Consider the following 23,982-nt stretch of genomic DNA (forward strand, 5'->3'; position numbering starts at 1 on the left):
CGGGGTTCATACCACAAATCTCCTGCCACACCCGGCATTTGGGGGCGGAAATTGCCCGGCTGCGAAGCCTACCCAGGCCAGGCCCTGCAGCGTATGATTGGCTTTGTGAGTCGAGCTTTTGTGATTGGAATTGCTGGAGGAACCGGTAGCGGCAAGACCACCGTAACTGAGGCGGTGATGGGCGCGGTAGGGCCAGAGCAGGTGGCCCTGCTGCCGATGGACAACTACTACAAAGACAACGCCCACCTGCCTTTTGAAGAGCGCCTCAAGCTGAGCTACGACCACCCCGATGCGTTCGACCTCGAGCTTTATCTATCACACATCCGGCAGCTGGCGGCGGGTCAGCCGGTCTCGGTTCCGGTTTACTCCTTCAAGGAATACACCCGTTCCCCTGAGACCATTCTGGTCAAGCCCGCCCCGGTGGTGGTGCTCGAGGGCATCATGCTGCTGGTGGATGCTACCCTCCGTGCCCAGATGAACCTTAAGGTTTTTGTGGACACCGACGCCGATGTGCGCTTTATCCGGCGTTTGCAGCGCGATATTGTCGAGCGCGGGCGCACTGCCCAGAGCGTGATCCAGCAATACCTCGAGCAGGTGCGCCCCATGCACCTATCCTTTGTGGAGCCCTCCAAGCGTTATGCCGACGTGATTATCCCCCACGGGGGGCATAATGAAGAGGCTCTGGCCATGCTGACCGCACGGGTGCGCAGCCTGGTGCAGGACAACAAAGTGGGGCAGGGGAGATGGTTGTGAACCCGCGGGGCTTATTGCGTATAGCGGTGCTGCTTTCAGCGCTGCTGAGCCTGCCCGCACTGTTCCCCCGGATGCAGGTCGAGCGTCCGGGGCCGGTGGTGCTCATTATGGACGGTGAAGAAGTGGCAGATCAGGCCCGCTTCACCGGCAAAGCCTTCTTGCAGCTCATGCAGGAGTACCGGGCTTTGGGGGTGCAGGGGGCTGCGCTGTACGAGCAATCGGTGCGCAATTGGGTAAACCGGGGCCTCCTGACCTTTCACTCTGCCAACACCCTGCAATTGCTTTACCCCAACGCCCAGATCAAGCCAGGGTGGTTCTACCTGACGGGCCCGGCCGACCTGCTGGATGCCATAGTGGCCCGCTGGAATATTCCCACCGAGCGGGTTTTGATCGGAACCCAGACCTGGCTGGCCACCCCGGTTAACGTAGACATTTTCCCTGCCGGTTACGACCTGGCCCTGGCCCGTGAACTAAAGGCCCAGGGCTTTTACATCGTGGCCCGGCCCTTCGACCACCCCTACCGCAAATACGACGTGGAGCTGGTTCCTCCCGAGACTGATGCGGTGGTGTTTGCTGGGCTGGATGTGTTGGGCTTCAAAGACCACCTAGACACGGTGGCGGTGGGTCTACAAGGCAAGCCCGTGGCCTGGATCGAGGGTACCCCCCAGCGGGGCTTTGCCCAGCTTGCCAAGACCCTGCCGGTCAAGCGGCTCTTTAGCATCCGTCCGGAGTGGCAGGACAAACTCTCGCCCGCCGAGACCGCCGACAAGTTTGTGCTGGCGGCCCGCGAGCGGGGACACCAGCTGCTCTACCTGCGGCCCTACAAGCAGTCGGGCGATACCCAGGAATTCCTGACCATTTTGCAACGCGACCTGGAACGCTCGCGCATCCCCATCGGGGAACCCACGGCCCGCGACTTTAGCCCTTCACCGCTGCGCTTTGTGGCCTTGGCGGGGGTTGTGGCCGGGCTGGCACTGCTGGTTATGGGCCTGCCCCAGCCTGTTGGCATCCCGGTTGCAGTGCTGCTGGTTCTGCTGGCTGTGGGGGTGGCTCGAGGTGATGCAGCGCCCTTGCTGGCCGCAATGGTTTTTCCTGCCCTGGGCTTTTTCGAGCGCCATCTGGCGGGGTTGCGCTTGTGGCTGGCAGCGGTGCTCTATTCACTGGCCGGGGTGGTCTTTCTGGCGGCTTTGGGCAGCACCCCCCAGAGCGTGCTGGGCCTGGATCCTTTCCGGGGGGTCTCGCTTACGCTGGTGGTGCCGCCCTTGCTAGTGGCCCTCTCGTTTCTGCCCAGCGACTACAAGCACGCCCTGAACTTCCTGTACAACTACCAGTTCAAGCTGGGCGAGGTGGCCATTGCCCTGGTGGGATTGGCGGTGGTGGCACTGGCCGTTTTGCGTCGGGGCAACGATGCGGCCCCCTCCATCGTGCCGGAGTGGGAGTTGCAGCTCAGGGCCTTTTTACAGGACGTGATGGTGCGCCCCCGCTTCAAGGAGATTTTCGCCCATGCCCTGGCTCCTATGGCCTTGCTCTTGCCCTGGCCCACCTGGATCAAAAACACCCTGCTGGTGCTGGTGGCGGTGGGGATGGGCTCCATCCTGAACACCTTTTCGCACTACCATACCCCCCTCAGCATCTCCTTTTTTCGAGTGCTGAATGGAATTCTGATTGGCGTCGTGCTGGGCTTGGTGGGGGTTTGGGTTTTCCGCCGCTTGCGCGAATGGTGGCTCAGGTAGAAACATCTAATGCCCGGCCGTGCCAAGATGGGAGAAATCTGGAGGGTTTGTATGCGCGTGGGGGTCAGCGGGTACTATGGCTTTCAAAATGCGGGCGATGAGGCCATCCTCGAGGCCATCGTTCAAGAGATTCGGGCGCGGGGCCACCAGACCGTGGTATTTTCCAACAACCCCAGCGAAACCGCCCAGCGCTACGGAGTGGAAGCCGTCAAGCGAACCCAACCCCTGGAAGTCTGGAAAGCCCTGGGCAAGGTAGATGTGCTCCTATCGGGCGGTGGGGGGTTGTTGCAAGACAAAACCTCTCGCCTGAGCCTGTGGTACTACCTGACCCTCATCGGACTGGCTCGGCGGCGGGGCAAACCGGTGTATGTGTTCAACCAGTCGCTGGGGCCTTTGAGCAGGGGTGGGGAAAGCCAGGTTAGAAGAGCCTTGCGGGGGCTGCCCTGTTATTTCCGCGACGAAGGCTCGCTCGAGTACGGGCGCAGCTTAGGGCTGGAGGTACACCTGGGCGCCGACCCCGCTTTGCTCCTGGCCCCACCACCTGTTGAACGTGAGCCCAACATGGTGGTGCTGGTTCCCAAGTACGGCACCGAAGAGGCCAACGCCAACCTGCACAAACTGGCCGACCGGCTGCGGGTGGAGGGCTACGATGTGGTGATACTGGCCTTGCAACCAGGCTTCGATGAGCCGGTACTGGAAAAGTTTAGTAGTTTCACCCGCGAACTGGCCTGGGATCCGCGCCGGGTGAGCTACCTGCTGGCCCAGGCGGGTTATGTGATCTCGGTGCGTCTGCACGGGGCCATTCTGGCCGCAGCGGCTGGCACACCCTTTGCGGGCATTGCCTACGACCCCAAGGTGGCCGGTTTTTGTCGCGATGCCGGGGCAGTCTATCTGGACATGCCCGGCGACCCCGATCTGCTGGCCTCGGCGGTGCTGACCCAGCGCCAGCCCAACTGGAAAGCGGTAGAGGCCATGAAGGCCCGTGCCCGCACCAGCTTTGACCAGGTGTTGTCCAGCAGCCGCCAGGGTAGGGTGAAGAGCTCGAGGTAATACCGGTACCGACCAGGCCGAAGGCCCAGAACGCTTCCTGGCAGCAAATACAAGCCAAAACCCCTTTTTGGCTTCTTTCGGAAACCGCAAGATCGTTTCCCAAACTGCCCTTGCCCTGCCCCATACCTAAAAACCGGGCTGGCTCACACAAACACACCGCCTTGCCCCCAGGTGCTCCGCAAATTATCGCACTCTTCACAGACGTGGCTTGCCATCTGGGAGGCCACTGTACTGTTCAGGACAAAGCAACCAAAGTTGTGAGCAGCTCAATATTTGTGAAGAGCGCTCTACAGCGGGATATTCCCGTGCTTCTTGTAAGGCCGCTCCTCTTGTTTGTTGGAGAGCATCTCGAGGTGCCGTACCAGAAGCCATCGGGTATCGGCGGGGTCAATTACGTCGTCAATGTAGCCCCGGCCTGCGGCCACATAGGGGTTGTCGAAGGCTTTTTTGTATTCGGCAATTTTGGCCTGGCGGGTGGCGGCGGGGTCGAGGGAGGACTGGATTTCCTTGCGATAGATGATGTTGGCGGCCCCCTCGGCGCCCATCACCGCCACTGCAGAGGTGGGCCAGGCCAGCACCACGTCGGCCCCCATATCGCGGGAGTTCATGGCCAGGTAAGCGCCGCCATAGCTCTTGCGGGTAATCAAGGTAATTTTGGGAACGGTGGCCTCGGCATAGGCATAAAGCATCTTGGCCCCGTGGCGGATGATGCCCTGGTGTTCCTGGGCCACGCCGGGCAGGAAACCGGTTACGTCCACCAGGGTCAGGATGGGAATGTTGAAGCTGTCGCAGGTGCGAATGAAGCGGGCGGCTTTGTCCGAGGCGTTGATATCCAGGGCTCCGGCCATAAAGCGGGGGTTGTTGGCTACAATCCCCACACTCTGGCCACCCAGATGGGCAAACCCTACAATGATGTTTTTGGCGAAGTTGGGGTGTAGCTCTAAAAACACCCCTTCGTCCACGAGGGTCTCGATAATCTGGTGCATGCTGTAAGGACGGCGGGGGTCGGGATGCACTATATCCAGCAGTTCGGGAGTTTTGCGGTTTTTGGGGTCGCTGCTTTGGCGTAGGGGGGGCTTTTCTTTGGCATTTTGCGGCAGGTAGACCAGAAGTTTTTTGACGGTGTCCAGCACGGCCTGATCCCCCTCGCACTCGAGGTGGGCCACCCCCGATTTGCTGGTGTGAACTTCCGAGCCGCCCAGCTGTTCAAAGGTAACTTCCTCGCGGGTCACACTCTTAATCACTTCCGGCCCGGTGATGAACATGTAGCTACTGCCTTTGCTCATCAGCACAAAGTCGGTGATGGCGGGGCTGTACACGGCCCCACCCGCGCAAGGCCCCAGTATGGCCGAGATCTGCGGCACCACGCCCGAGTAGATGGCGTTGCGGTAGAAGACTTCGCCGTAGCCCGATAGGCTGTCTACGCCTTCCTGGATGCGGGCCCCCGCCGAGTCGTTGAGACCGATGATGGGGGCACCTACCCTGGCGGCCATATCCATCACGCGGGCGATTTTCTGCCCATGTGTTTTTCCAAGGCTCCCGCCCAGTACGGTAAAATCCTGGCTGAAGACAAAAACTGTGCGGCCCCCAATTTGGCCGTAGCCAGTAACCACCCCATCGGCTGGGGCCTGCACCCCACGCATCAGCTCGCTTTCGGGGTGTTCGGCGAAGGGCAATAGCTCTACAAAAGTATTGGGGTCAAGCAGGTACTCGATGCGCTCACGGGCGGTCATTTTGCCTGCCTCGTGTTGCTTTTTGATTCGTTCTGGCCCTCCACCAGCGGTGATGCGTTTGCGCCTTTCTTCCATCTCGGCCAAAAGTTCTTCCATCCAGGCCCGCGTGTTATCTGCCATAGCGCTTGTATCTTACCAATGTGGAATGCCATTCGCGCGGCGTTTTTTATGTCAACCCAGTGCTTTGTGTCCGCTTTGCACCGGGTAGGGTGCGGCATTCAAGCCTGCAGAGGCTTTGGATCAAGGCTTCGAAAATGCCGTGCTGAACTCAAAGCAAACCCCGTATTGCTTACAAGGCTTGACTAGATTGCACTGGCCCCCTATACTTTCCATTGCTGTTTGCGGGGCTGTGGCGCAGTTGGGAGCGCGTCTGAATGGCATTCAGAAGGTCAGGGGTTCGAATCCCCTCAGCTCCACCAAAGAAAACCAGTCGAAACCCGTGGAAGTAGCCCACGGGTTTTGCTCTTTCGGGTGCGCCCGCTTTTTTCTGAGAACTGCCCTAACTCCCAACACGGTGGGCCAGCAAACGCAGACCAACCAACACCACGAAAACCGTACCCCCTTCGTGGGCCACCACCCCCATTGGCAGGGGTACCTTGCCGGCCAGGGCCAAGACCCCCACCACAACAATTACGCTAAGGGCAAAGCTTAGGTTGAAATAGACGGTACGGGCGGTGGCGCGGGCTAGTTGTTGGGCCCCCACCAGGCGGTTCAGGTCGTTTTTCATCAGCACCAGGTCGGCGCTCTCGAGCGAGACGTCGGAGCCTGCGGCCATCGAGACCCCCACGTCGGCGGCGTTTAGCGCGGGGGCATCGTTGAGGCCGTCGCCCACCATCACCACCGTGCCTTCCTGGCGCAGTTGTTTAATGCGCTCGAGCTTGTCCTCGGGCAAGAGCTCGGCATAAACCTCCTGGATGCCTACCTGCGCGGCGATGTGCTCGGCTACGGCTTTGCGGTCGCCGGTGAGCATGATGACCCGTGCGTCCTGCCGTTTTAGCCTGGCAATGGCCTGGGCAGCCTCTGGGCGGGGGGTATCGGCCACGCCCAGCAAGGCCATGGGGTGGTGATCGATTCCCAGTACGGCGGTGGTCAGGCCCCTATTCTCCATAGCCTGCAACTGGCGTTCGACCTGGGGCTTTAGGGCTACGCCCAGGCTTTCCAGCAGCCGCCGGTTGCCCACCCAGACCTGCCTACCATCGGCCAGGATCCCCACCACCCCATGGCCTCGCACGGCCCGTATCTCGCCGACCTCTGGGGTGGGGCCATCCCAGCTTTGGGCAATGGCCTGGGCGATGGGGTGCTCGCTGTAGCGCTCGATTCCGGCGGCCAGGGCCTTGGCTTCGGCTTCGGAGCCTTGCAGCACCTCTACCTGTACCAGTTTCATGCGCCCTTCGGTGAGGGTGCCGGTTTTGTCAAAAACGAAGATATTGGCTCTGGCCAGGGCTTCTAAAGCCGCCCCACTCTTGAATAATGCCCCAGCTCGAGCCCCCGCAGCCATCGCCGATAACACCGCCGCCGGGGTAGCGATGACCACTGCACAGGGGCTGGCCACAACCAAAAAAGTCATGGCGCGGTACCAGGCCTGGGCAGCCTCGAGGCCAAAAACAAAGTGTGCTACTACAAAAACCACCGGAGCCGACAGCAACACGGCGATGGTGTAGGGGCCTTCAAAGCGTTCAGCAAAGCGCTCAGTGCGGCTTTTGCTAGCCTGGGCGCTTTCAACCAGCTTAATCAGTTTGGCCAGGGTGCTTTCGCTGGCGGGGCGTTCTACCCGTACCCGCACCGCGCCGTGGCCGTTGAGGGTACCGCTTCTAACGTGGTCGCCAGGTTTTTTATCCACCGGAACGCTCTCGCCCGTAAGGGCACTCTCGTCTACATCGGTATAGCCTTCCAGCACAATGCCGTCGGCGGCAAAGCGCTCACCCGGGCGTACCACCAGGATGTCGCCCGGCAATAGGGCATCCAGCGGCTTCCAAAGCTCGCTACCATCTGGCAGCAGCACATTGGCTCCCTCGGGGTGGAGGGTCATGAGGGCCTCGATGGCCCGTCGCGTGCGGTTCATGGCCCAGCTTTGCAGGGCGTTGGAAAGGCTAAACAAAAAAAGCAGGATGGCCCCATCACCCGCCTGACCTACCGAGGCGGCCCCCAGCGCAGCTACTACCATCAGCAGATCCACATCTAGCTTGCGCTGCTGAAAAAGGCTGTGCATGGCCTTGATGGCCGATGGAACCCCGCCTGCCAAAAAGGCCAGCGCCCACAGGCCGTTTCTTAGCCAGGATATTTCGTAGCTTTCTGCGACAAAACCTCCTACCAGGCCCAGCAGGGTAATACCGGCTAGTAAAAAGCCCCGTTTGACCTCGTGGTTCCAAAACAAAAGCAAAGGGTTTTGTGTGGGTATGGAGGGTGTGATGGCAGTGCTCATCTGGTTTTCCTTTCTAGCATCTTGAACATATTGCAAATAATAATCATTACTAATAAGAGTATCCCATATCAAATACAAAAGCCGCAACCCCAATTCCAACCAACTTAGTGCGGATTAGCCCTGTTCCGCACGCCAATTGTAGTGCTTCAGGGTAAGGACATTGGACACCTTTGGGCACAGGGCTCGATGGGCCAGGCCCTGCTCGAGGTCAGATAAACCAGGCCACCCCGGGGGTGTGCATATACTTGGGAAAGGTTACGGGCATGGTGCGCGTTGTGTTTTGCTGTTTGCTCCTGTTGGGGGTTGCCCAGGCCCAGCAGGATTTACTGCTGCGGGTCTTGCTGACCGAAGCCTCGGCGGGCATTGTTCAGCTTGGGCCTCATCAGCGACAAAGTGCCTACGGTGTGCGTACTTTTGACGCGGCCACCCTGCGGGTCACGGCAGGTTCGGGCGAGGTTTTGGTCGATGGCCAGAGCGCGGGCCCCTGGGTGGAGTTTGTGCCGGTGGACGGTTTCACCCTGGGGGGGCGAAGCTACCGGGGCAACCTGCTGGTGGTATGGCAGGCTGGCCGGGCTCTTTTTATCAATCGGGTCTGGCTCGAGGACTACCTGCTGGGCGTTGTCCCTGGCGAGGTTCCGGCCTCGTTTCCAGATTCGGTACTGCAGGCCCAGACCATTCTGGCCCGTACCTTTGCGCTGTACCGCCTGAATCCCAAGGGCCTCTACGACCTTTGTGCCACCGAACGCTGCCAGGTCTACCTAGGGCGCTCGGCAGAAACCCCTCGCCACACCAGCGCGGTATATGCCACACGCTCCCTTATCGTGAGCTATAACCACAAGCCCATTACCGCTGTTTATCACGCCGATTCTGGCGGTTATACCGCAGCCTCCGCCGAAGTCTGGGGCAACAACGTACCCTATTTGGTTTCGCGCCCCGATCCCTTCGCGCAAAGCCCAAACAGTACCTGGAGCCGCACCCTAACACCCGATGCGGTGGCCAAAGCCCTGGCTGGGCTGGGTATCCAGGTGGGCACGGTGCAGTCCATCACCCCGCTTTTTATGAGCGAGAGCGGACGTCCACTGCGGCTTCGCGTTGTGGGCAGCAACGGCAGCGTAGAGCTTGATGCGCCTCAGTCTACCCGCCTGCTGCGGGGCCTGGGGCTACCTTCTACACGGGTGCGTTTTGATGGTTGGCAGGTGTTTGGGCAGGGTAGCGGCCACGGGGTGGGCATGAGCCAGTGGGGCGCTCGAGGGCTCGCCCTGCAGGGCTGGGACTTCCGCCAGATTCTGGGCTACTATTACCCTGGAACCTTTCTCAGCAGCTTTGAGGTGGTGGCGGGCATATGGGAAAAGCTACGCCTGGCCGGATACCCTTTATGGCCGACCCACGGCGGCCTGGGGCTTTATGCATTTGCTGTGGGGCGCTCCTGAAAACAGCTCTTCCTTTGGAAGCTGCATCTTCAGACAGTCGGCTAGATGCCGGTGGTAGAGGGGGCCTGTACACCAAATTTATCTCCCATGGGCTGCTTCACAGGCGTGGCCTCCCACCTGGGAGTTGAGCGGCTCAATATTTTGTGAAGAGCGCTCTAAATAGCCAGAAAGCGGGGTACTGGCAATGCTGAACGGGAGGGGCGCCTGAAGCCACCGATAGGCGCGAAGGGGCTGGACTGGTTGGCATTTGCTCTATATTCAGCTAGGTTTAAGCTGTGCCAGTCATGATGGTTAAAATGCCAAGGTTTCTTTGCTGCTTGCTGCTTGGCCTGACCAGCCTGGTCTGGGCCCACGGGGGGCACTACCTGCCCGCTTCGGGGCCGGGGGCCACCGATTTCAAACCAGCCCGGACACTTCCAACGGTGGAACTCCGCTCGCACGAGAACAAAGTGTTTGTATTTCCCCCTAAAGGCCCGGCGGTGGTGCTTTTTGGCTATACCCAGTGCCCGGATGCCTGCCCCCTCACGCTGGGCCGCCTGCTGCCTGCTTATGAAGCCCTGGGTGCACCGCCCAACCTTCAACTGCTGCTCTTGAGCGTGGACGAACGCGATACCCCTCAGATCCTGCAAAAATACCTGCGGGGTTTTTCCCCCGTCCAGGGGCTCACCGGCAAGCCCGAAGCCATTCGCCAGATTGCCGAGGCTGCCCGGGTCGAGTACAACCTGGCGCCAGGCGGGCGGCTGGTCTTTCACACCGACGCTCTGGCCTTGCTGGATACCCAGGGCAAGTTGGTGCGGATGCTGTATGGGGCGAGCCGCCTTTCTACCGCTAAACTAAAAGAAGAAATAGCGCACTTGCTGAGGTGAATATGCCGAGAATACCGCTGCTGTTGTTGGGTTTTCTAGCGTTGGGTTCGATGGGGGCGGGCCCGGCCCAGCCCCCTACCTACCACGGGGAGGTGGCCGAGATTCTGCAGGCCAACTGTGTGGGTTGTCATACCGAAGGCGGCATCGCGCCTTTTCCCCTGGACGATGCCCGCTGGGCGCACAATATGGCGGCGGCCATTGCCGACTCGGTCAAGCAGGGCCGGATGCCCCCCTGGCCCCCCGGTGAGGGTACGCCTCCCCTCAAAGACGAACGCAAACTTTCTGCCAGTGCCAAGGCCGCGCTGATTGCCTGGGCCGAGGCCGGTGCGCCCCTGGGGAACCCCAGGCCCATTGCTGCCAAAGCCACGCCGCCCGCACCACAACCCGATCTGGTGGCTACGCTGAACCCCCCATACACACCCAACGATGCCCTTCTGGACGATTACCGCTGCTTTTTGATGCCCGCTACCTTCGACCGCGATACCTACCTGACCGGCTACAAGATTATTCCGGGTGACAAGCGCAGCGTGCACCACGTGATCCTGTTCCTGATTGGCCCCGATATGGTAGAAGCCGCCCAGGCCAAGGACCGCGCCGAGCCAGGCCCCGGCTGGCAGTGCTTCGGTGGGCCGGGCTTGAGCGGCGATCCGCGCAACATTGGCGGTATTTTGGGTTTCTGGGTACCGGGTGGAGGGGCCACCATGCTGCCAGAGGGTACGGGGCGGCTTTTGCGGGCGGGTAGCCGGGTGGTGATGCAGGTACACTACAACACCGCCTCGGGCGCCAACCCCGACGCCACCCAGATGGCTTTGTACCTAGCACCCAGGGGCGTCCAGCTCAAGCGGCTGGTGGGCATGACCCTGGCCGCCCCGGTGGAAATAAAGTGCCCGCCGGGTATGACGGGAGAACAGTGTACCCGTGCCTACGCTCGAGCCCGCACCGAGCTGGGCGTTATCGCCGACTGGATTCACATGCTGTGCAACACGAGCATTGAGGGCTACCTGAACCGCGATATAGGCGATGGTAGCCGCCAGGCTACCTCCTGTGACTGGACGGTCCAAAACGCCCTCGAGGTGTACGGGGTAACCGCGCACATGCACCTGCGGGGGGTGGAGTTTAAGGTGGAGGTCAACCCCGGTACGCCGGGCGCTCAGACGCTTTTCTACATCCCGCAGTGGAACTTCCAGTGGCAGGGCGAGTACTGGTACCAGACCCCCATCCGGCTGCGGCAGGGCGACCGGGTGCGGGTAACCTGTGTCTACGACAATAAATCGGCTATTCCCGGCCCCGGTGGGGAGCCTTTGCAGCCCCGCTATATGACCTGGGGGGAGGGTACGACCGACGAGATGTGCCTGGGCTCGCTGTTTGGGGTGCGGGAGTAGGGGAGGGGGCATGCGGTGCTGGGCGGTTATGCTGGTGGTGGCTGGAGCCGCTGGCCTGGCCCAGTCCAGCGACCCGGCAGTGCTGGATCGCTGTCAGGCCATTTTCCAGACCCTGCGCCCCCAGTTTGCCTATGCCGAGCGGGCCGCGCCCCAGCGCTTCTTGGTACGGGTGGTGCTGGGGAGCGATGACTTTCCGGTAAGCCGCATAACGGTCAACATAGACCTGACCCCGGTTCCACTGGGACTTGAAGAGATCGCGGTGGTGGTGCTCGAGCGCCCGGTTCAGGATGCCGTGCGGCTGCGTAACCAGCTGGCCCGCCGCTTTGCGAATGTGCTGCAAAACATCAACCTGGGCAACTGGTATGTGGTGGAGCCCAGAGGGTATCGCTGCTTCCTGACCTTCCAGGGCCGGGTGGTGGGGGTGCTGGTGCTGGGAAGGAACCTCGAGCCCCTCTCCGACCCCCGCTGGCTGGCAGCCTACCAGCGCTCGCCGGTGCGCTTTCCGGCGGAGGAGCCGACGGTTCGTTAGGCGGGCACGGCGCGTACACCAGGGTGTTGAGTAAAAATGCGCTTCTCGTTGTGCCAAGATGGCCGCTATAGTGAGGCTGTGCACCTGATTGTGGGCCCCCCCGCATCTGGCAAAACCACCCGTCTGCTCGAGGTCGCCCAAGCCTATTTGCGGCAGCGCAAGCGGGTCTGGTGGGTTTGTTTGCCCGCGCAAAAAGCCTACGTTTACCGCCGGGCTACCCAGGAGGGCGCCACGCTGGGCCTCGAGGTGCTCAGCTCGCAGCAGCTTTACTACCGGCTGCTGGCGGCCAGCTTTGGCCTGAAGCCCATCCTGACCGGGCCGGGCCGGGTGGCGCTGGTGGGGGAGGCGCTTTTATCGGATGGCAGCCCATTGCTCAGCCCTGGCGAGGCCCGCCTGTTCAGCCGGGCCATTGCCGAGGCCAAACGCAACGGGGTCAGGCCCGAGGAGGTTCCCATCCTGGGGCCAGAGACCCGGCGTCTAAGGGCGGTGTATGCCCGCTACGAGGAACTCAAAGACCACTGGGGGCGCTGGGACTACGACGACTTTCGCGCCGGGGCCTTAAAGCTACTGCAACAGGGCCAAGCCCAGCTCGAGCCCGACTTGGTGGTGGTGGATGGTTTCCGCGAACTAAGCGTCCAGGAACTGCGGCTTTTGCAGGCCCTGTCCCGCGATGTTCCACTCTGGGTTAGCCTCCCGGAAGCCCCGCCCGGATTCGTTCCCGATGAGGTACTGGGCTCCCGCGCAATTACCACCCAGGTCTACCGCGCCCAGAACCCGGTGAGCGAGGCCCGCTGGGTACTGCGCTCAATTAAGCGCGACCTGGCACAGGGAATGAAGTCCCTGGAGGTGGCCGTGGTGGCGCCGGAGTCGCGGATACCTGCCATACTCACCCTGGCCGATGAGTACGGCCTGCCCCTTATAGAACACCTGCCCCGCACTGCCGCCGACACCCCCGAGGGACGGCTCTTGCTCGAGCTGCTCGAGCTGCCCGACTACCCCACCCCCACCCGCCTGCTGGCCGTGCCGGATCTGGCCCCGCTGGGCCGGGCGGCCCTCGAGCGCAGCCTGGTGGGCCTCGAGGCCATCTCCCGCCTGGCCGCCGAGTTGGGGATGCAAGCGGTATGGGCTGCGTGGCTCTCGCGTTTGCGGCCCCCTGGCGAGAAGGGCTCGGTTTTTGAGAACCAACAGCCCACCCTCCACCCCTCGCTGGCCTGGGCCGAAGAGCTGCTGGACTCGCTGCCAGAGGTGCGCCACAGCCCCCGCCGGGCCAGCCTGATGGAACGGGCCTATGAAGCCCATCGCATTGCGCTAGGCCCCGATTTTCGCCACTGGTGGGCGGCTTTGCTGGCCGAGACCTACGAGCCCCACCGCCCGCCCGGGGGAGTGGCGGTGCTTACCCCCAACCTGGCCTCGGGGCAGCGCTGGAAGAAGCTCTACCTGATCTATGCGGTGGAGGGAGCCTACAGCAGCGGTGAGCAGGAGGACTATTTTATTCCCGAGGAGTGGCGGGTGAGCCTCGAGGAGGCCTTGGGGCGGGCGGGGGGCAGTCTGCCCAAGCGCTTTATGGGGCGCGACCGGCTGCTCTTGCACGAGCTAAAAACCCGCGCCGACGAGGTTATCGTTACCTACCCCGAGGCCAGCCAGGAGGGGCCGCTGGAGCCTGAGCCTATCCTGGTGGGGCCTCACCCACCCTACCTGCCCGAGCTGCCACCCGCCAGCCCGCTCGAGCTGGCCCAGAACGGAGGCTACAAGGCCCCGCTGGGGCAGGTGAACCTGGGTTCGCCGCGGGTGGAAAACCTGCGCCACTACCACGAGTGCGGATTTCAATTCTGGGCCCAGCAACTCACGCCAGTAGAAGAGGAGCCCCTATGGTGGCAGCAGTGGGTACGCGAGCTGCGTAAGGCCGAAAAGCTGGTGCCGGCCCGCCTCGAGGCCCTGGCCCGACAGTTCCCCCAGACCGAAGGCTGGATGCGCCGCCACCAGGCTCTTCTGAGCGAGCTCAACCTAGGCTTCAAGCTGGAGGGCCGGGGTCTGGAAGCACGCCTGGACGGGGTTTTGCGTAAGGGGGGCGAGGTGCACATCTACCGCTTTGTGGCTCCCGAAACCCACCCCGAAGACGCCGAACAGCAGGTGCGCAACCGCTGGAGCGAGCGCTGGGCCGCGGCCCATCTGTTGGCCGCTTACCCAGGCCGTGTTCAGCGGGTGTACCTGTGGGCCTGGCCGGTGCTGGGCGAGCCGGTGCTGCTTTATGGCAAGCCCATCGAAAAACTCTGGAATACCCTGAAGGCGCTATTGGACAGGGCGCAGGCAACCTACGCCCAGTACAAAGCCGGAGTGGTCGAACCCAACCCCGGTTTTCGCTGCCGGAGCTGTAGTGTTAAGGATGTGTGCCGCGAAGGCAGACTGGGGTAATACGAACCACACCCGAAGCGTTCGGTTTAGAACCTGAACGAAAGTGAGAAGCCAAAGGGTGTGGCCAGCCGGGGCACGCTGAAATACTCGTCGGGAGGCAGCAGGAAAAGCGAAATTTCTGGAGCGGCTATAAAGCGGCCTAGCGGCAGGTTTACCCCAATGGTAAAGCCGGGGTTCAAGCGCAACCCGCTGCAGCGAAGGGGGGTGTTGTCGCGGCTATTGCACTGCACATAGTTGTACACACGAGGTCCGATGTAGCCCTGGCCGGTTTCCAGGGGGATGGGCCAGTAGTACCCCACGTCCAGCCCAACGCCCCCGCTGTTTACCGCTTCGTAAACGTAGGTGGAGCCGTCGTAGCGGTAGGTGGAGTAGGTCTCCCAGGCAACGCTAAAAGCAGCGGAAAATCCCCCTTGTACATACGAGGCTCGAGCAAAAGCCGAAGAGCCGCCCCTTGGGGCCACAATCAGGTCGGCGCCCCAGGGCTCCTGGATGTACTGAAACCCAAAACCCTCAGGGCCGCTGCGCAAGCCCAGGGATGCACCTCCACCAGACTGCAACCTGGCGGCTTGAGGGGTAGATACAAAGGGCACAAAGGCGTTCTGGTAGCCAATAGCACCGGGTGGTGCCACGTTAGAAGGGGCGCAGGCGGAGAATATAAGGGCCAGCAGGGCAAAAATATGATGGGTTTTCATACACCGACATTCTATTTGGCGGGCTGGTGTCCACAAGTTCAAATGCCCTTTGGGACTTTACGGCCTCAAACCTTACGCCGGGGGCGCTTATTGCGGTACTGTGCGCTGGTTGAGGTAGGCCTCGAGGTGCGCCTGAAAGGCCGCCATCAGGGCCTGGGCGTAAGGCCCCACCTGGCCGTTGCCAACGGGTTTATCTTCGATCTGGGTGATGGGCATCACCTGCCGGGTGGCCCCGGTCAGGAGTACCTCGTCGGCCTCCAGCAGCTCGCCCAGGGCAATGGGCCGCTCCAGGATGGGCAGCAGGGGAAGGGCCACCTGCAGCAGGTGCTTGCGGGTGATGCCGGGCAGCACCCCTTCTTTGGCGGTGTAGAGCACCCCATCTTTGATGATGGAAAGGCTGCTGCGGCCCCCTTCCGAAACCCAGGTGCCATCGTGGTAGATCACCTCGGTGGCCCCCTCGGCCCGCACCCGCCTGGCCAGTTTTACCGCCACCAAATAGTCGGTGGTTTTGGCCTCGGGCAGCTCGCGCAGGTTCTGGTGCAGGATGACCTTGCCCCCCTGCTCATAGAGCCGAGCCGGGGGCGGTGTAACGGCAATGGGCGTGATGACCAGGTTGGGCGTGGTGGGGGTGAAGGCGTCCGGGGAGTAGCCCCCGGTAAGCAGCATCTGGATGCCGCCCTGCTCCAGGTCGTTGAGCTGGATCAGCTCGCGGATGAGGCTTTGCAGCTTTTCCCGGTTGAAAGGGGGCTCGAGCTCCAAAAGCCGGGCCGAGCGCTCGAAGCGCTCGAGGTGGTCTTCCAGAAACACGGGAACGCCGCGCAAGATGCGAAAAAACTCAAATACCGCATACCCCCGCCGCAGGCCCAGGTCGGAGATGTGCAGGCTGGCCTGGTCGTGCGCGACTATGGTTCCATTGATGTTGGCGTATCTCACATGTATATCCTCAAAGCATCTAGGTACGTCTAGGTACGTCCGAGACGTCTCAAAAGCTTGCTGTAGCTGGCTATAAAGTAATCAATTGCAGGTTCGTCACCATAAAATTGTGATGCATCTATGCCCTGGTCAGGAGATAATCCGCAGGCTTTCCTTAGTTCCTTTATTTGATTTATATTTATTGGCCTTTTTTCTCCACCGCACGATAAAGTATAAACTCTGACGCATTCTGTGGTTTCGATTTTTCTCAGCCCAAACCACCCCCTCGGCTCGTAGGAAGTCTTCTTCTTGAGAATATGGTAACTCACGCCATTGCCATGCTCAATTTCTATATCGAATTTCTTGAGCAGTTTTCGAAGCTCTCGAAGAGTAACTTCTCGATCATAGTTTTTCACTTGGTGAGTGTTCCTTCTTAACCACGCAGCCAAACAATATACTTCAATGTCGTTGCTACCCAACTTCTGCGGGTTTTTTATGTATGGGGTTATTTTTCTGGGTAACTGAAGGGTTTTTTGATATTGGTAGTGTCTGTCAAAGTCAGCAATTGCCCATTTTGACACTTCAGCAACTTTATGTATTTCATGAGAGGCAAGTTTTACGAACAAATCAAATAGTGTGTCTTGGGGGACGTTTTTCAGCCTCAGGCCGTTTTTATCTAAATGTGAGAGCATAGATACCAGAGCAGTTCTTTTGTTCCCATTGTAGAAGCAATGATTCATGCACAGTCCATATGTCAGTGTTGCGGCTGATAGATACTCGTCGTAATATTTGTAGTCGTTGCCAGAACCGATAAATTGCCTATTGACCGCGGACTCTAGTAACCCTATGTCACGGACGCCCGGAGGACTGATTGGATCGTCAGTCTCTGCAAATTCGCGAACTAGGGCGTTGTGAATAAGCTGGATATCTTCGAGGCTTAGAAATTTTGGCATGCTTAGTTCCTCGATATAAATGACCGTTGTTATTATAATGCGCTCTGCTTGGCTTATTTTTTGAACACAATCTCTTGCGAATAAATACACATCTATACTATGAAAGTCCGTGTCGCCTCCGCCGGAACCGGCAAGACTGCCAGCCTGGTCTTGCGCTACCTCGAGCTTATCGCTTCGGGTACGCCCCTGCGCCGCATCGCGGGGGTAACCTTCACCCGCAAGGCCGCCGACGAGCTGCGCGTACGGGTGGGCTGGGCTATCGAGGAAGTCCTGACCCACGGGCGACACCTGGACTTTGTGGCTTCGTCGGGCGCAACCGAAGCCTTTAGGGAGGCCATGCGCGAACTCCCCGGGGCCACCCTCAGCACCATCCACGGCTTTATGGGCCAGTGCCTGCGCCTGGCGGCCCCGCTTTTGCACCTCGACCCCGACTTTTCCCTGCTGGGCGACTGGGAAGCGGTGGCCCTGTTCGAAGAGGAGTGGAAGACCCTTCGCTACTTGGCCCAGGATCCCGACCATCCGTTACATGGCCTGGTCTCCGACGAGCTTACCGAGCCCCTGCTGCACCTTTTTTCTAAGCGCTCCTTAGCCGAGGTGTTCGAGCCTGCCGAGGGCGAGGCCAACCAGAAGTTGTTGCGGGTCTACCAGACCCTTTACGCCGCCTACGAAGCCCGTCTGGGGGCCAACCTGCTCTCGCCTGCCGAGCTCGAGCGCAGGGCTTTGGAGCTGACGCGCCACCCAGGGGCGATTAAGCGCGTTTTAGAACGGGTGCAGATACTGCTGGTAGACGAGTATCAGGATGTAAACCCCCTACAAGGGGCCTTTTTTGCCGCTCTCGAGCGGGCCGGTCTGTCCATCGAAATCGTGGGCGACCCCAAGCAGTCCATCTATGCTTTTCGCAATGCCGATGTGGCCGTCTTTCGCAAGGCCCTGCAGGAAGGCCAGCTCCACCCCCCCCTGACCCGCACCTACCGGCACAGCCAGGTTCTGGTGCGTTTTTTGAACCGGCTGACCGCGCACCTGGCGGCCCACGGCATGGGCTTTAGCCCCGAGGAAGCCCCGCCGGTGGAAGGGCAGCGGCCCGAAAAAGGGCGGCTGGAGATTCACTGGGTGGCGGGCAGAGCACCTCTCGAAGAGCTACGCAGGCAGGAGGCCTGGGTGCTGGCCCAGCGGCTTCGGGAGCTTGGTGCTTCCATCGAGTACAGCAAGATGGCTGTGCTGGTGCGTTCTTACAGCAGTGTGCCTTTTTTGCAAGAGGCTTTTGCGGCAGCCCAGATCCCCTATGTGCTCCTGCAGGGGCGGGGCTACTACGAGCGGCAGGAGGTGCGCGACCTGTACCACGCCCTGCGGGCGGCCCTCGACCCCCGGGGCGTCTCGTTGGCGGTTTTTCTACGCAGTCCTTTTGGTCAGCACACCGAGGATGGGCCCCTCAAGCCCCTCGAGCTGGCCCAGATTGAAAGCGTGCTGCGCGCCGACGACCCCTTGCGCAGCCTGGCCCAGCACTGGCCCAGCATCTACCAGCGTCTGAGCCAGATTCAAACCCGCCTGCGGCTGGAAGCCCCGCTCGAGGCGCTCAAATTCCTCATTCGCGAGCCCCTGATGGCGGGCCGACCCTACCACGACTTTTTGGATCCGCGCGCCCGCGAGAATGTGGATGCGCTGCTCTTCTACTTTGCCCCCCGCCCGCCGCAGAACCTCGAGGGCCTGCTGGAGCGGCTCGAGCTGCTCTCGCGCCAGGCCGATGCGGGCGACGTGCCCCAGTCGGGGGAGGGGGTGCAGATTCTGACCATCCACCGTGCCAAAGGTCTGGAATGGCCGCTGGTAGCGGTATTCGACCTGGGGAGAAGGAATACGCACCAGTCCCAGCCCCTCTACCTGGGCGCGGCCCAGGAGATGGCCCGCACCGACCGGCTGACCCAGTGGGTGGCCCTGCCAGTAACCCCCCAGTTTGAGGCCTTCAAAGAGCAGGTGAAGCGGTTGGAGGAAGAGGAGAGCTATCGTTTGTTGTACGTGGCGGCCTCGCGGGCCCGCGACACCCTGCTGCTCACGGCCAGCGCCAGCGAAGGCCAGCCCGAAGGCTGGGGCAAGGTGCTCGAGGCTTTAGAACTGGGCCCGGCCAGCAAGCCCTTCGATGGGCCCCAGTTCCTCCTGCAAACCTGGCCCTACCAGCCGGTGCCGCCCGCGCCCGCCTTTAGCCCCCCCGCGCCCCTTCAGGCTTCGCCCTGGGTAGATGCCTGCTTCGAGCCCGAGCCCTTTCCTCCGCTTTTTTCGCCCTCGGCTTTGAAGCGCCTCGAGGCCGAGCCCTTGCCCCTGCCCGACCCCGAGGAAGGGGAGGCCCTGCCGGGCCGGGCGCGGGCCATCGGCACCCTCGTACACTACGCCATTGGGCACGACTGGAGTCCCGACAATCCCGCGCATCTTGCCAACCTCGAGGCCCAGGAGGTGATGTTCCCCTACGGCCCGGGCGAGCGCGAAGGCATCATGGCCGAGGTGAAAGCGCTGCTGCAAAACTACCACCAACTTCTGGGTTATCGGCTGCCCTGGCCCCGCGACGAAGACTACCCCGAGTTTGCGGTGGCCCTGCCCCTGGGCTCTACGGTCTGGCAGGGGGTGATTGACCGTTTGTACCGGGTGGGGGAACAGTGGTATCTGGAAGACTACAAAACCGACCTCGAGGTCAGGCCCGAGCGCTACCACTTCCAGCTAGGAATCTACCTGGTTGCCATTCGCCAGGCCTGGAAAATCGAGCCGGAGGTGCGGCTGGTGTACCTGCGCTTTGGTGAGGTGCTGAGGCTTGACAAAGCTGTGCTGGAGGCAGCTCTGAACGAGATTATGTCGTCTACCTAGGGCGCTCTTCATAATTGCTGAGCCACTCACAACTTGAATTGCTGTGAAGAGTGCGATAGGGGCTGCTACCAGGTGCACACCGGCTTGGGCGGCAGTTGTTTGCTGTAGCTGACCGTAACCCGGCAGGCCAGGTCGGTGTAAATGGCCCGGATGGCCTCGCCCTCGAGGTCCAGCAACCAGCGCCTTATGGCCTGGGGGGTGTTGGCCAGCAGCCATTTTTTGGCCTCATCGGCCTGGCCGGTAATGAGGCCGCGTCCGTAGTAGCCCAGGGCGGCGCTGCGGGCGTTGACCTCGTCCTTTTGCACCAGGGCATCCTTGAGGGCTGCGCGGTAATACGACAGGGTGCGAAAGCCCAGGGTGGGGAAGCGGGCGGTAGCGTCCACGTAGCGCACCCCGTCCCAGGCCAGGATGTAGGTCAGGCGCGGATACACCTCCCTCGGCAAACCTCCAAAATTGGCGAACACATCGGTTCCCACAATAATTTCGGGCCGCCGGTCGTTATCCACGTCGCGCACTTCCAGTACCCCGGCGGTGCGGCCCCGGTAGATGAGCAGGTTGCGAAAGCCTTGCTCCTGGGTAAAAAAATAGGCGGTGGTGTGGGCCTTGGAGGTTTCGTTGACCCAGAGCTCGGCGGGTGCCTGGCCGGTCAGTTCGACCTGCCTGACCTCGAAGCGCTCCCCCTTGATTTCTACCTGGGTGCGATCGGCGCGAATAATGCGAAGCAGGCCCGGTTCCAGCCGGACGGTATATGAACCCCAGGCCATGGGCGAATTAGAAGCGAGTTGGGCCCATGCGACGCTAGATAAAACCAGTGCTGTAGCCAAAATTTGCACTCTCATATTGCAACGCTACCAGAGCCTTGCCTGAGCGTGCATGGGGATTTGCTCTAGAAAAATTTAATGTTGCGCTGCCTCCTGCCAGGGCTCCACCACCACCCGGGTTTCAACTGAAGCGTTGAGGGTGGCCGAGACCGAGCAGTACTTGGTGTGAGAGAGCTCTACGGCGCGCTCGAGGGCTTCTTGGGTAACGTTGGGCCCTGCACCATAGTGCGTCACCACAATGTGGGTGTAGCGCTTGGGGTGCTCCTCGGCCCGCTCGCCCACCGCCTCCACGCGGTAACGGGCCAGGGGCTGGCGTTTTTTCTCCATGATGTCCACCACATCGTAAGCGGTGCAGCCGGCCAGCGCGGCCAGCAAGAGTTCCATAGGGCGCATACCGGTCGCGGGCTGGTCGCCGTCTACCATCACCTTGTCGCCCTGCTCGTTGATGCCTACAAACCGGTGTCCTACCAGGCGATGTAGTACCACTTTTTTGGTTGCCATAAACCTCCTAAAGCGCAGTTTTTGCCACTAACTGCCGGAACTGCGAGTTTGCCAGTGGGGTGCGTAAAGCGCCCCCGATTGAATCATATTCGAGGCCCAGGGGCAAAATGACCCGCTTCTTCACATTGTGCGCTGAACCCCAGCCGAAACATTCGGGGTGGTTTTGCTACTGTACGCAAGCGCATGAATCCTGGGTGCTGCTGGAGCACTCGAGCCAGGCGGTGGGGGTTTGGATGAATAGACTGGGCTTTGCGAATGTAAGCGTGTGAACAGGCGATGGATTGCTCGAGGGCGCATAATCAGAAAATGCAAGCGCTGCAAGATAAGGTTTTTATCCTCACTGGGGGTGGGGGGGCCATTGCGGGGGCCATTGCCCAGGCTTTTGCCAGGGCCGGGGCCCGGCTGGCCCTGGCCGATGCCTACCAAACCACCATCGCCGAGCGGGCCCAGGAGCTGGGGGGGCGGGCCTTTGTAGCCAACCTGACCCACTACCCTGACGCCGAGATGCTGGTACGCCAGGTCAAGGCCCAGTTTGGCCGGGTGGATGGCCTTATTCATACCGTGGGCGGCTTTGCCTATGCCCCTGTCAAAGACAGCGAGCCCAACCTCTACGACCGCATGTTCGACCTTAACATGCGCACCCTTTTTTACATGACCCGGGCCATTTTGCCAGAGCTGCTGGAACAAAAAGATGGCTTCATCGCGGGGATTTCCGCTGCCGCTGCCTGGCATGGGGTGGGGCCGGGGGTTGCGCTGTACGCAGCCGCCAAAGCTGCCGTGGCCACCTACCTGCGCTCGCTGGATGCCGAACTAACAGGCACCGCCGTGCGGGTGGCCATAGTGTACCCCATGGGCGCGGTGGACACCCCAGCCAACCGCAAAGAGATGCCCGAGGCCGACCCCATGGCCTGGGTAGACCCCGCTGAGATTGGCGAAGCCCTGGTCTACGCAGCCAGCCGCAGCCCCCGGGGCCGGGTGCTGGAGTTGCAGATTTTCCCGCCCCGGTAGGGGTCGGTTTAGTTACAAAAACTCCCTGATAGGGTGAGGCTTCCAGTAAAACTTGACAATATAAAGTGCTATACAAAAAATATAATTGTCACAGCGGAAGGCTATGTGACCTCGAGGTTCAAGGAGGTGATGTATGGAGCTGTTCTTCTGGATTGGACGAATCTTGCTAGGAGGCTTTTTTGTCATAAATGGCTTCAACCACTTTGCCATGGGCAAGCAAATGATCCCCTACGCTCAAAGTAAAGGCGTGCCCATGCCTGCTTTGGCTGTCTATGGTACGGGCTTGATGCTGCTTTTGGGAGGCCTGGCCATTCTAACGGGCTCATTTGTTCAGATAGGGCTTTGGTTGCTGGTATTGTTCTTGCTCTTTGTGACCCCCTGGATGCATAACTTCTGGGCTATTCAGGATCCCATGCAACGCATGGGGGAGATGGTCAACTTCATGAAGAACACCGCACTTTTGGGAGCGATTTTAATGCTGCTCTACCTGTGGCCCCAGTAAAGTTCGTGCAAACGCCCGCCGTTCAAGGTGGGTGTTTTTATCTTTGCCAGCAGGCCATCCCGCCAACCCCGGCTTGACCGGGGTTTCGCGCTCTTCACGGTAGAGAGGCGCGAAGAGTTGCGTGGGCTTGCTTCGTACCTGAGTCAAGTTGGGTGCACCGTAGTTACGACCCCAACACATACCCTGGCTTCTGCTTTTTTTCCCTGAGAACTCAACCAAGCCCTTTGGAGCCCGTGCCAAAACTGTCCCACAAAATTCAAAAAGTTCAGTTTTCCTTGCCTATTTGATGTCGTTTGTCTTAGGGTGAAGCGTATGGACGTAACCGCGTATGTGCAGGCCGTGGGGTATCTGGGAATCTTTGCTACCGTATTTGTGGAAACGGGCTTGCTGGTGGGGTTTTTCCTGCCGGGTGATTCGCTGCTGATTGCCGTGGGCCTGCTGGCAGCGGCCAAGCAGCTACATCTGCCGTGGGCCTTGCTGGCCTTGTTTTTGGGTTCGGTGCTGGGCAACAACCTGGGCTACTATTTGGGGTACCAGGTGGGGCTGGCGTTGCTCAATAAGGCTAAAGTCAGGCCCGAGGACCTCGAGCGCACCCGGCGCTTTATGGCCCGCTTTGGCCCGCTTTCGATCCTGATTGGCCCCTATGTGCCGGTGTTCAGGGCGGTGGTGCCTTTTATGTGCGGCACCGTGAAGATGCCCTGGTCGCGTTTTTTTGTGCTGAGTCTGCTGGGCAGCCTGCTCTGGACGCAGGGCCTTACGCTGGCGGCCTACTATGTGGGCTCCAAAATCCCCCACCTCGAGCGCTACGTCTACCTGATTCTGCTGGCCGGGGTGGGGTTTGGGGTGGTGCTGGCGGCCTGGCGGGCCTACCGCTCGGGCAACCTGCGCTGGCCCACGCGCAAGGCCGAGTAATATGAACCCCGCCTGAATCGTTCCGTTAGGGATTGTCAGAGTGTCCTGGTTTTTTGAGCTGCTGCTACACACGCTTCAGGCGGGGGCTCCAGAGAAAGAGCAAATCAAAGACATTCCTTGTAACTTAGCCGTGGGCTTCCACCAGCTCTACCAGCACACCCCCGAACCACCTGGGGTGAATAAACGCCACCTGATGGCCCCCAAAGCCAGGGCGCGGCGTGGTATCGATCAGTGGAGCACCACCGGCAGCCAGCCGCGCTAGCTCGGCCCGAATGTCGGGGGTGGCGAGGGCGAGGTGGTGCAGGCCCGGCCCGCGCTTCTCGATGAAGCGGGCGATGGCCGAGTCGGGGCGGGTGGCTTTTAGGAGCTCGAGCCGGCTCTGCCCACTCTTGAGCATCCAGACCTCGACCCCCTGGCTTTCGACAGTGCCCTGGGCCTCGAGGGTGTAGCCCAGCTCGAGGTAGGGCCTGGCGGCTTCCTGCAAATCCTGTACCGCGATGCCGAGGTGGTGAATCTCCATGCCC

20 protein-coding genes and 1 tRNA gene are annotated in these 23,982 nt (G+C 60.9%); 13 read left to right on the forward strand and 8 right to left on the reverse strand.

Annotated elements, in window-relative coordinates:
- The first annotated feature begins 93 nt into the window (after positions 1–93).
- From udk to csaB, 3 genes are read left to right on the forward strand one after another with little or no spacing between them, the layout of a single operon-like run.
- Positions 94–753, forward strand: coding sequence for a uridine kinase (gene udk / locus Q355_RS0101405; RefSeq protein ID WP_027876136.1), 660 nt, complete (start codon positions 94–96; stop codon positions 751–753).
- Positions 744–2,486, forward strand: coding sequence for a DUF5693 family protein (locus Q355_RS0101410; protein ID WP_036258448.1), 1,743 nt, complete (start codon positions 744–746; stop codon positions 2,484–2,486). The genes udk and Q355_RS0101410 overlap by 10 nt, the downstream gene beginning before the upstream one ends.
- Positions 2,487–2,537: 51 nt before the next feature.
- Positions 2,538–3,536 carry a polysaccharide pyruvyl transferase CsaB gene (csaB, locus tag Q355_RS0101415; protein ID WP_027876138.1) on the forward strand — a complete coding sequence of 333 codons (999 nt, stop codon included), beginning with the start codon at positions 2,538–2,540 and terminating at the stop codon, positions 3,534–3,536.
- A gap of 287 nt (positions 3,537–3,823) precedes the next feature.
- Here the strand turns inward: csaB and Q355_RS0101420 are convergent, their stop codons facing one another.
- Positions 3,824–5,389 (reverse strand): acyl-CoA carboxylase subunit beta, encoded by a 1,566-nt coding sequence (locus tag Q355_RS0101420; RefSeq protein WP_027876139.1) that lies wholly within the window; start codon positions 5,387–5,389, stop codon positions 3,824–3,826.
- 223 nt (positions 5,390–5,612) lie between these two features.
- On the opposite strand from Q355_RS0101420, the gene Q355_RS0101425 reads away from it, so the two are divergent.
- Positions 5,613–5,688 (forward strand) — tRNA-Ala (locus Q355_RS0101425).
- Between the two features lie 80 nt (positions 5,689–5,768).
- On the opposite strand, the gene Q355_RS0101430 is transcribed toward Q355_RS0101425, so the two are convergent.
- On the reverse strand, positions 5,769–7,691 hold the full coding sequence (locus tag Q355_RS0101430) for a heavy metal translocating P-type ATPase (RefSeq protein ID WP_027876140.1): 1,923 nt from the start codon (positions 7,689–7,691) through the stop codon (positions 5,769–5,771).
- A 263-nt stretch (positions 7,692–7,954) separates the two neighbouring features.
- On the opposite strand from Q355_RS0101430, the gene Q355_RS0101435 reads away from it, so the two are divergent.
- From Q355_RS0101435 to Q355_RS0101455, 5 genes are all read left to right on the forward strand, one after another.
- A complete protein-coding gene (locus Q355_RS0101435) occupies positions 7,955–9,121 on the forward strand; it encodes a SpoIID/LytB domain-containing protein (RefSeq protein WP_027876141.1) in 1,167 nt (388 codons plus the stop codon).
- Between the two features lie 296 nt (positions 9,122–9,417).
- Positions 9,418–9,987: an SCO family protein gene (locus Q355_RS16130; protein WP_169735528.1), complete on the forward strand. Its 570-nt coding sequence runs from the start codon at positions 9,418–9,420 to the stop codon at positions 9,985–9,987.
- Positions 9,988–9,989: 2 nt separating this feature from the next.
- The gene (locus tag Q355_RS0101445) at positions 9,990–11,369 is read left to right on the forward strand and encodes a c-type cytochrome (RefSeq protein WP_027876142.1); all 1,380 of its coding nucleotides are present in this window, start codon (positions 9,990–9,992) and stop codon (positions 11,367–11,369) included.
- A 10-nt stretch (positions 11,370–11,379) separates the two neighbouring features.
- Positions 11,380–11,898, forward strand: a complete 519-nt coding sequence (locus Q355_RS0101450; RefSeq protein ID WP_245597447.1) for a hypothetical protein — start codon at positions 11,380–11,382, stop codon at positions 11,896–11,898.
- A 78-nt stretch (positions 11,899–11,976) separates the two neighbouring features.
- On the forward strand, positions 11,977–14,310 hold the full coding sequence (locus Q355_RS0101455; protein WP_027876144.1) for an ATP-dependent nuclease subunit B: 2,334 nt from the start codon (positions 11,977–11,979) through the stop codon (positions 14,308–14,310).
- A 26-nt stretch (positions 14,311–14,336) separates the two neighbouring features.
- Here Q355_RS0101455 and Q355_RS17055 read toward each other — a convergent pair whose 3' ends face one another.
- The 3 genes from Q355_RS17055 to Q355_RS16135 form a co-directional block, all read right to left on the reverse strand.
- Complete coding sequence (locus Q355_RS17055; protein WP_245597448.1) at positions 14,337–15,002, reverse strand: hypothetical protein; 666 nt, start codon at positions 15,000–15,002, stop codon at positions 14,337–14,339.
- 87 nt (positions 15,003–15,089) lie between these two features.
- Positions 15,090–15,935 (reverse strand): aminotransferase class IV, encoded by an 846-nt coding sequence (locus Q355_RS0101465; RefSeq protein WP_027876146.1) that lies wholly within the window; start codon positions 15,933–15,935, stop codon positions 15,090–15,092.
- Between the two features lie 29 nt (positions 15,936–15,964).
- Positions 15,965–16,957 carry a type II toxin-antitoxin system death-on-curing family toxin gene (locus Q355_RS16135; protein WP_156941851.1) on the reverse strand — a complete coding sequence of 331 codons (993 nt, stop codon included), beginning with the start codon at positions 16,955–16,957 and terminating at the stop codon, positions 15,965–15,967.
- Between the two features lie 9 nt (positions 16,958–16,966).
- Here Q355_RS16135 and Q355_RS0101475 point away from each other — a divergent pair, with 9 nt between their 5' ends.
- On the forward strand, positions 16,967–19,714 hold the full coding sequence (locus Q355_RS0101475; RefSeq protein WP_027876147.1) for a UvrD-helicase domain-containing protein: 2,748 nt from the start codon (positions 16,967–16,969) through the stop codon (positions 19,712–19,714).
- Between the two features lie 65 nt (positions 19,715–19,779).
- Here the strand turns inward: Q355_RS0101475 and Q355_RS0101480 are convergent, their stop codons facing one another.
- The gene (locus Q355_RS0101480) at positions 19,780–20,478 is read right to left on the reverse strand and encodes a hypothetical protein (RefSeq protein ID WP_027876148.1); all 699 of its coding nucleotides are present in this window, start codon (positions 20,476–20,478) and stop codon (positions 19,780–19,782) included.
- Between the two features lie 132 nt (positions 20,479–20,610).
- Entirely contained in the window at positions 20,611–21,036 is a 426-nt protein-coding gene (locus Q355_RS0101485) for an OsmC family protein (RefSeq protein ID WP_027876149.1), read from the reverse strand.
- A gap of 306 nt (positions 21,037–21,342) precedes the next feature.
- On the opposite strand from Q355_RS0101485, the gene Q355_RS0101490 reads away from it, so the two are divergent.
- From Q355_RS0101490 to Q355_RS0101500, 3 genes are all read left to right on the forward strand, one after another.
- Positions 21,343–22,044, forward strand: a complete 702-nt coding sequence (locus tag Q355_RS0101490; protein ID WP_027876150.1) for an SDR family oxidoreductase — start codon at positions 21,343–21,345, stop codon at positions 22,042–22,044.
- 133 nt (positions 22,045–22,177) lie between these two features.
- On the forward strand, positions 22,178–22,546 hold the full coding sequence (locus tag Q355_RS0101495) for a DoxX family membrane protein (protein WP_027876151.1): 369 nt from the start codon (positions 22,178–22,180) through the stop codon (positions 22,544–22,546).
- 312 nt (positions 22,547–22,858) lie between these two features.
- A complete protein-coding gene (locus Q355_RS0101500) occupies positions 22,859–23,458 on the forward strand; it encodes a DedA family protein (RefSeq protein WP_027876152.1) in 600 nt (199 codons plus the stop codon).
- 124 nt (positions 23,459–23,582) lie between these two features.
- On the opposite strand, the gene mce is transcribed toward Q355_RS0101500, so the two are convergent.
- Positions 23,583–23,978, reverse strand: a complete 396-nt coding sequence (gene mce / locus Q355_RS0101505; RefSeq protein WP_027876153.1) for a methylmalonyl-CoA epimerase — start codon at positions 23,976–23,978, stop codon at positions 23,583–23,585.
- Positions 23,979–23,982 lie beyond the last annotated feature (4 nt).

The sequence above is a fragment of the Meiothermus cerbereus DSM 11376 genome, assembly GCF_000620065.1.
GTDB classification, from domain to species: Bacteria; Deinococcota; Deinococci; order Deinococcales; family Thermaceae; genus Meiothermus; species Meiothermus cerbereus.

Excerpts from the sequence above, each read along its gene's own strand:
- Q355_RS0101500 (WP_027876152.1), top strand. The coding sequence starts at position 22,859 with ATGGACGTAACCGCGTATGTGCAGGCCGTGGGGTATCTGGGAATCTTT.
- Q355_RS0101485 (WP_027876149.1), bottom strand. The coding sequence starts at position 21,036 with ATGGCAACCAAAAAAGTGGTACTACATCGCCTGGTAGGACACCGGTTT.
- udk (WP_027876136.1), top strand. The coding sequence starts at position 94 with ATGATTGGCTTTGTGAGTCGAGCTTTTGTGATTGGAATTGCTGGAGGA.
- Q355_RS0101495 (WP_027876151.1), top strand. The coding sequence starts at position 22,178 with ATGGAGCTGTTCTTCTGGATTGGACGAATCTTGCTAGGAGGCTTTTTT.
- Q355_RS0101435 (WP_027876141.1), top strand. The coding sequence starts at position 7,955 with ATGGTGCGCGTTGTGTTTTGCTGTTTGCTCCTGTTGGGGGTTGCCCAG.
- csaB (WP_027876138.1), top strand. The coding sequence starts at position 2,538 with ATGCGCGTGGGGGTCAGCGGGTACTATGGCTTTCAAAATGCGGGCGAT.
- Q355_RS16130 (WP_169735528.1), top strand. The coding sequence starts at position 9,418 with ATGCCAAGGTTTCTTTGCTGCTTGCTGCTTGGCCTGACCAGCCTGGTC.
- Q355_RS0101480 (WP_027876148.1), bottom strand. The coding sequence starts at position 20,478 with ATGGCCTGGGGTTCATATACCGTCCGGCTGGAACCGGGCCTGCTTCGC.
- Q355_RS0101420 (WP_027876139.1), bottom strand. The coding sequence starts at position 5,389 with ATGGCAGATAACACGCGGGCCTGGATGGAAGAACTTTTGGCCGAGATG.
- Q355_RS0101410 (WP_036258448.1), top strand. The coding sequence starts at position 744 with ATGGTTGTGAACCCGCGGGGCTTATTGCGTATAGCGGTGCTGCTTTCA.
- Q355_RS0101450 (WP_245597447.1), top strand. The coding sequence starts at position 11,380 with ATGCGGTGCTGGGCGGTTATGCTGGTGGTGGCTGGAGCCGCTGGCCTG.
- Q355_RS0101475 (WP_027876147.1), top strand. The coding sequence starts at position 16,967 with ATGAAAGTCCGTGTCGCCTCCGCCGGAACCGGCAAGACTGCCAGCCTG.
- Q355_RS0101490 (WP_027876150.1), top strand. The coding sequence starts at position 21,343 with ATGCAAGCGCTGCAAGATAAGGTTTTTATCCTCACTGGGGGTGGGGGG.
- Q355_RS0101430 (WP_027876140.1), bottom strand. The coding sequence starts at position 7,691 with ATGAGCACTGCCATCACACCCTCCATACCCACACAAAACCCTTTGCTT.
- mce (WP_027876153.1), bottom strand. The coding sequence starts at position 23,978 with ATGGAGATTCACCACCTCGGCATCGCGGTACAGGATTTGCAGGAAGCC.
- Q355_RS17055 (WP_245597448.1), bottom strand. The coding sequence starts at position 15,002 with ATGAAAACCCATCATATTTTTGCCCTGCTGGCCCTTATATTCTCCGCC.
- Q355_RS0101445 (WP_027876142.1), top strand. The coding sequence starts at position 9,990 with ATGCCGAGAATACCGCTGCTGTTGTTGGGTTTTCTAGCGTTGGGTTCG.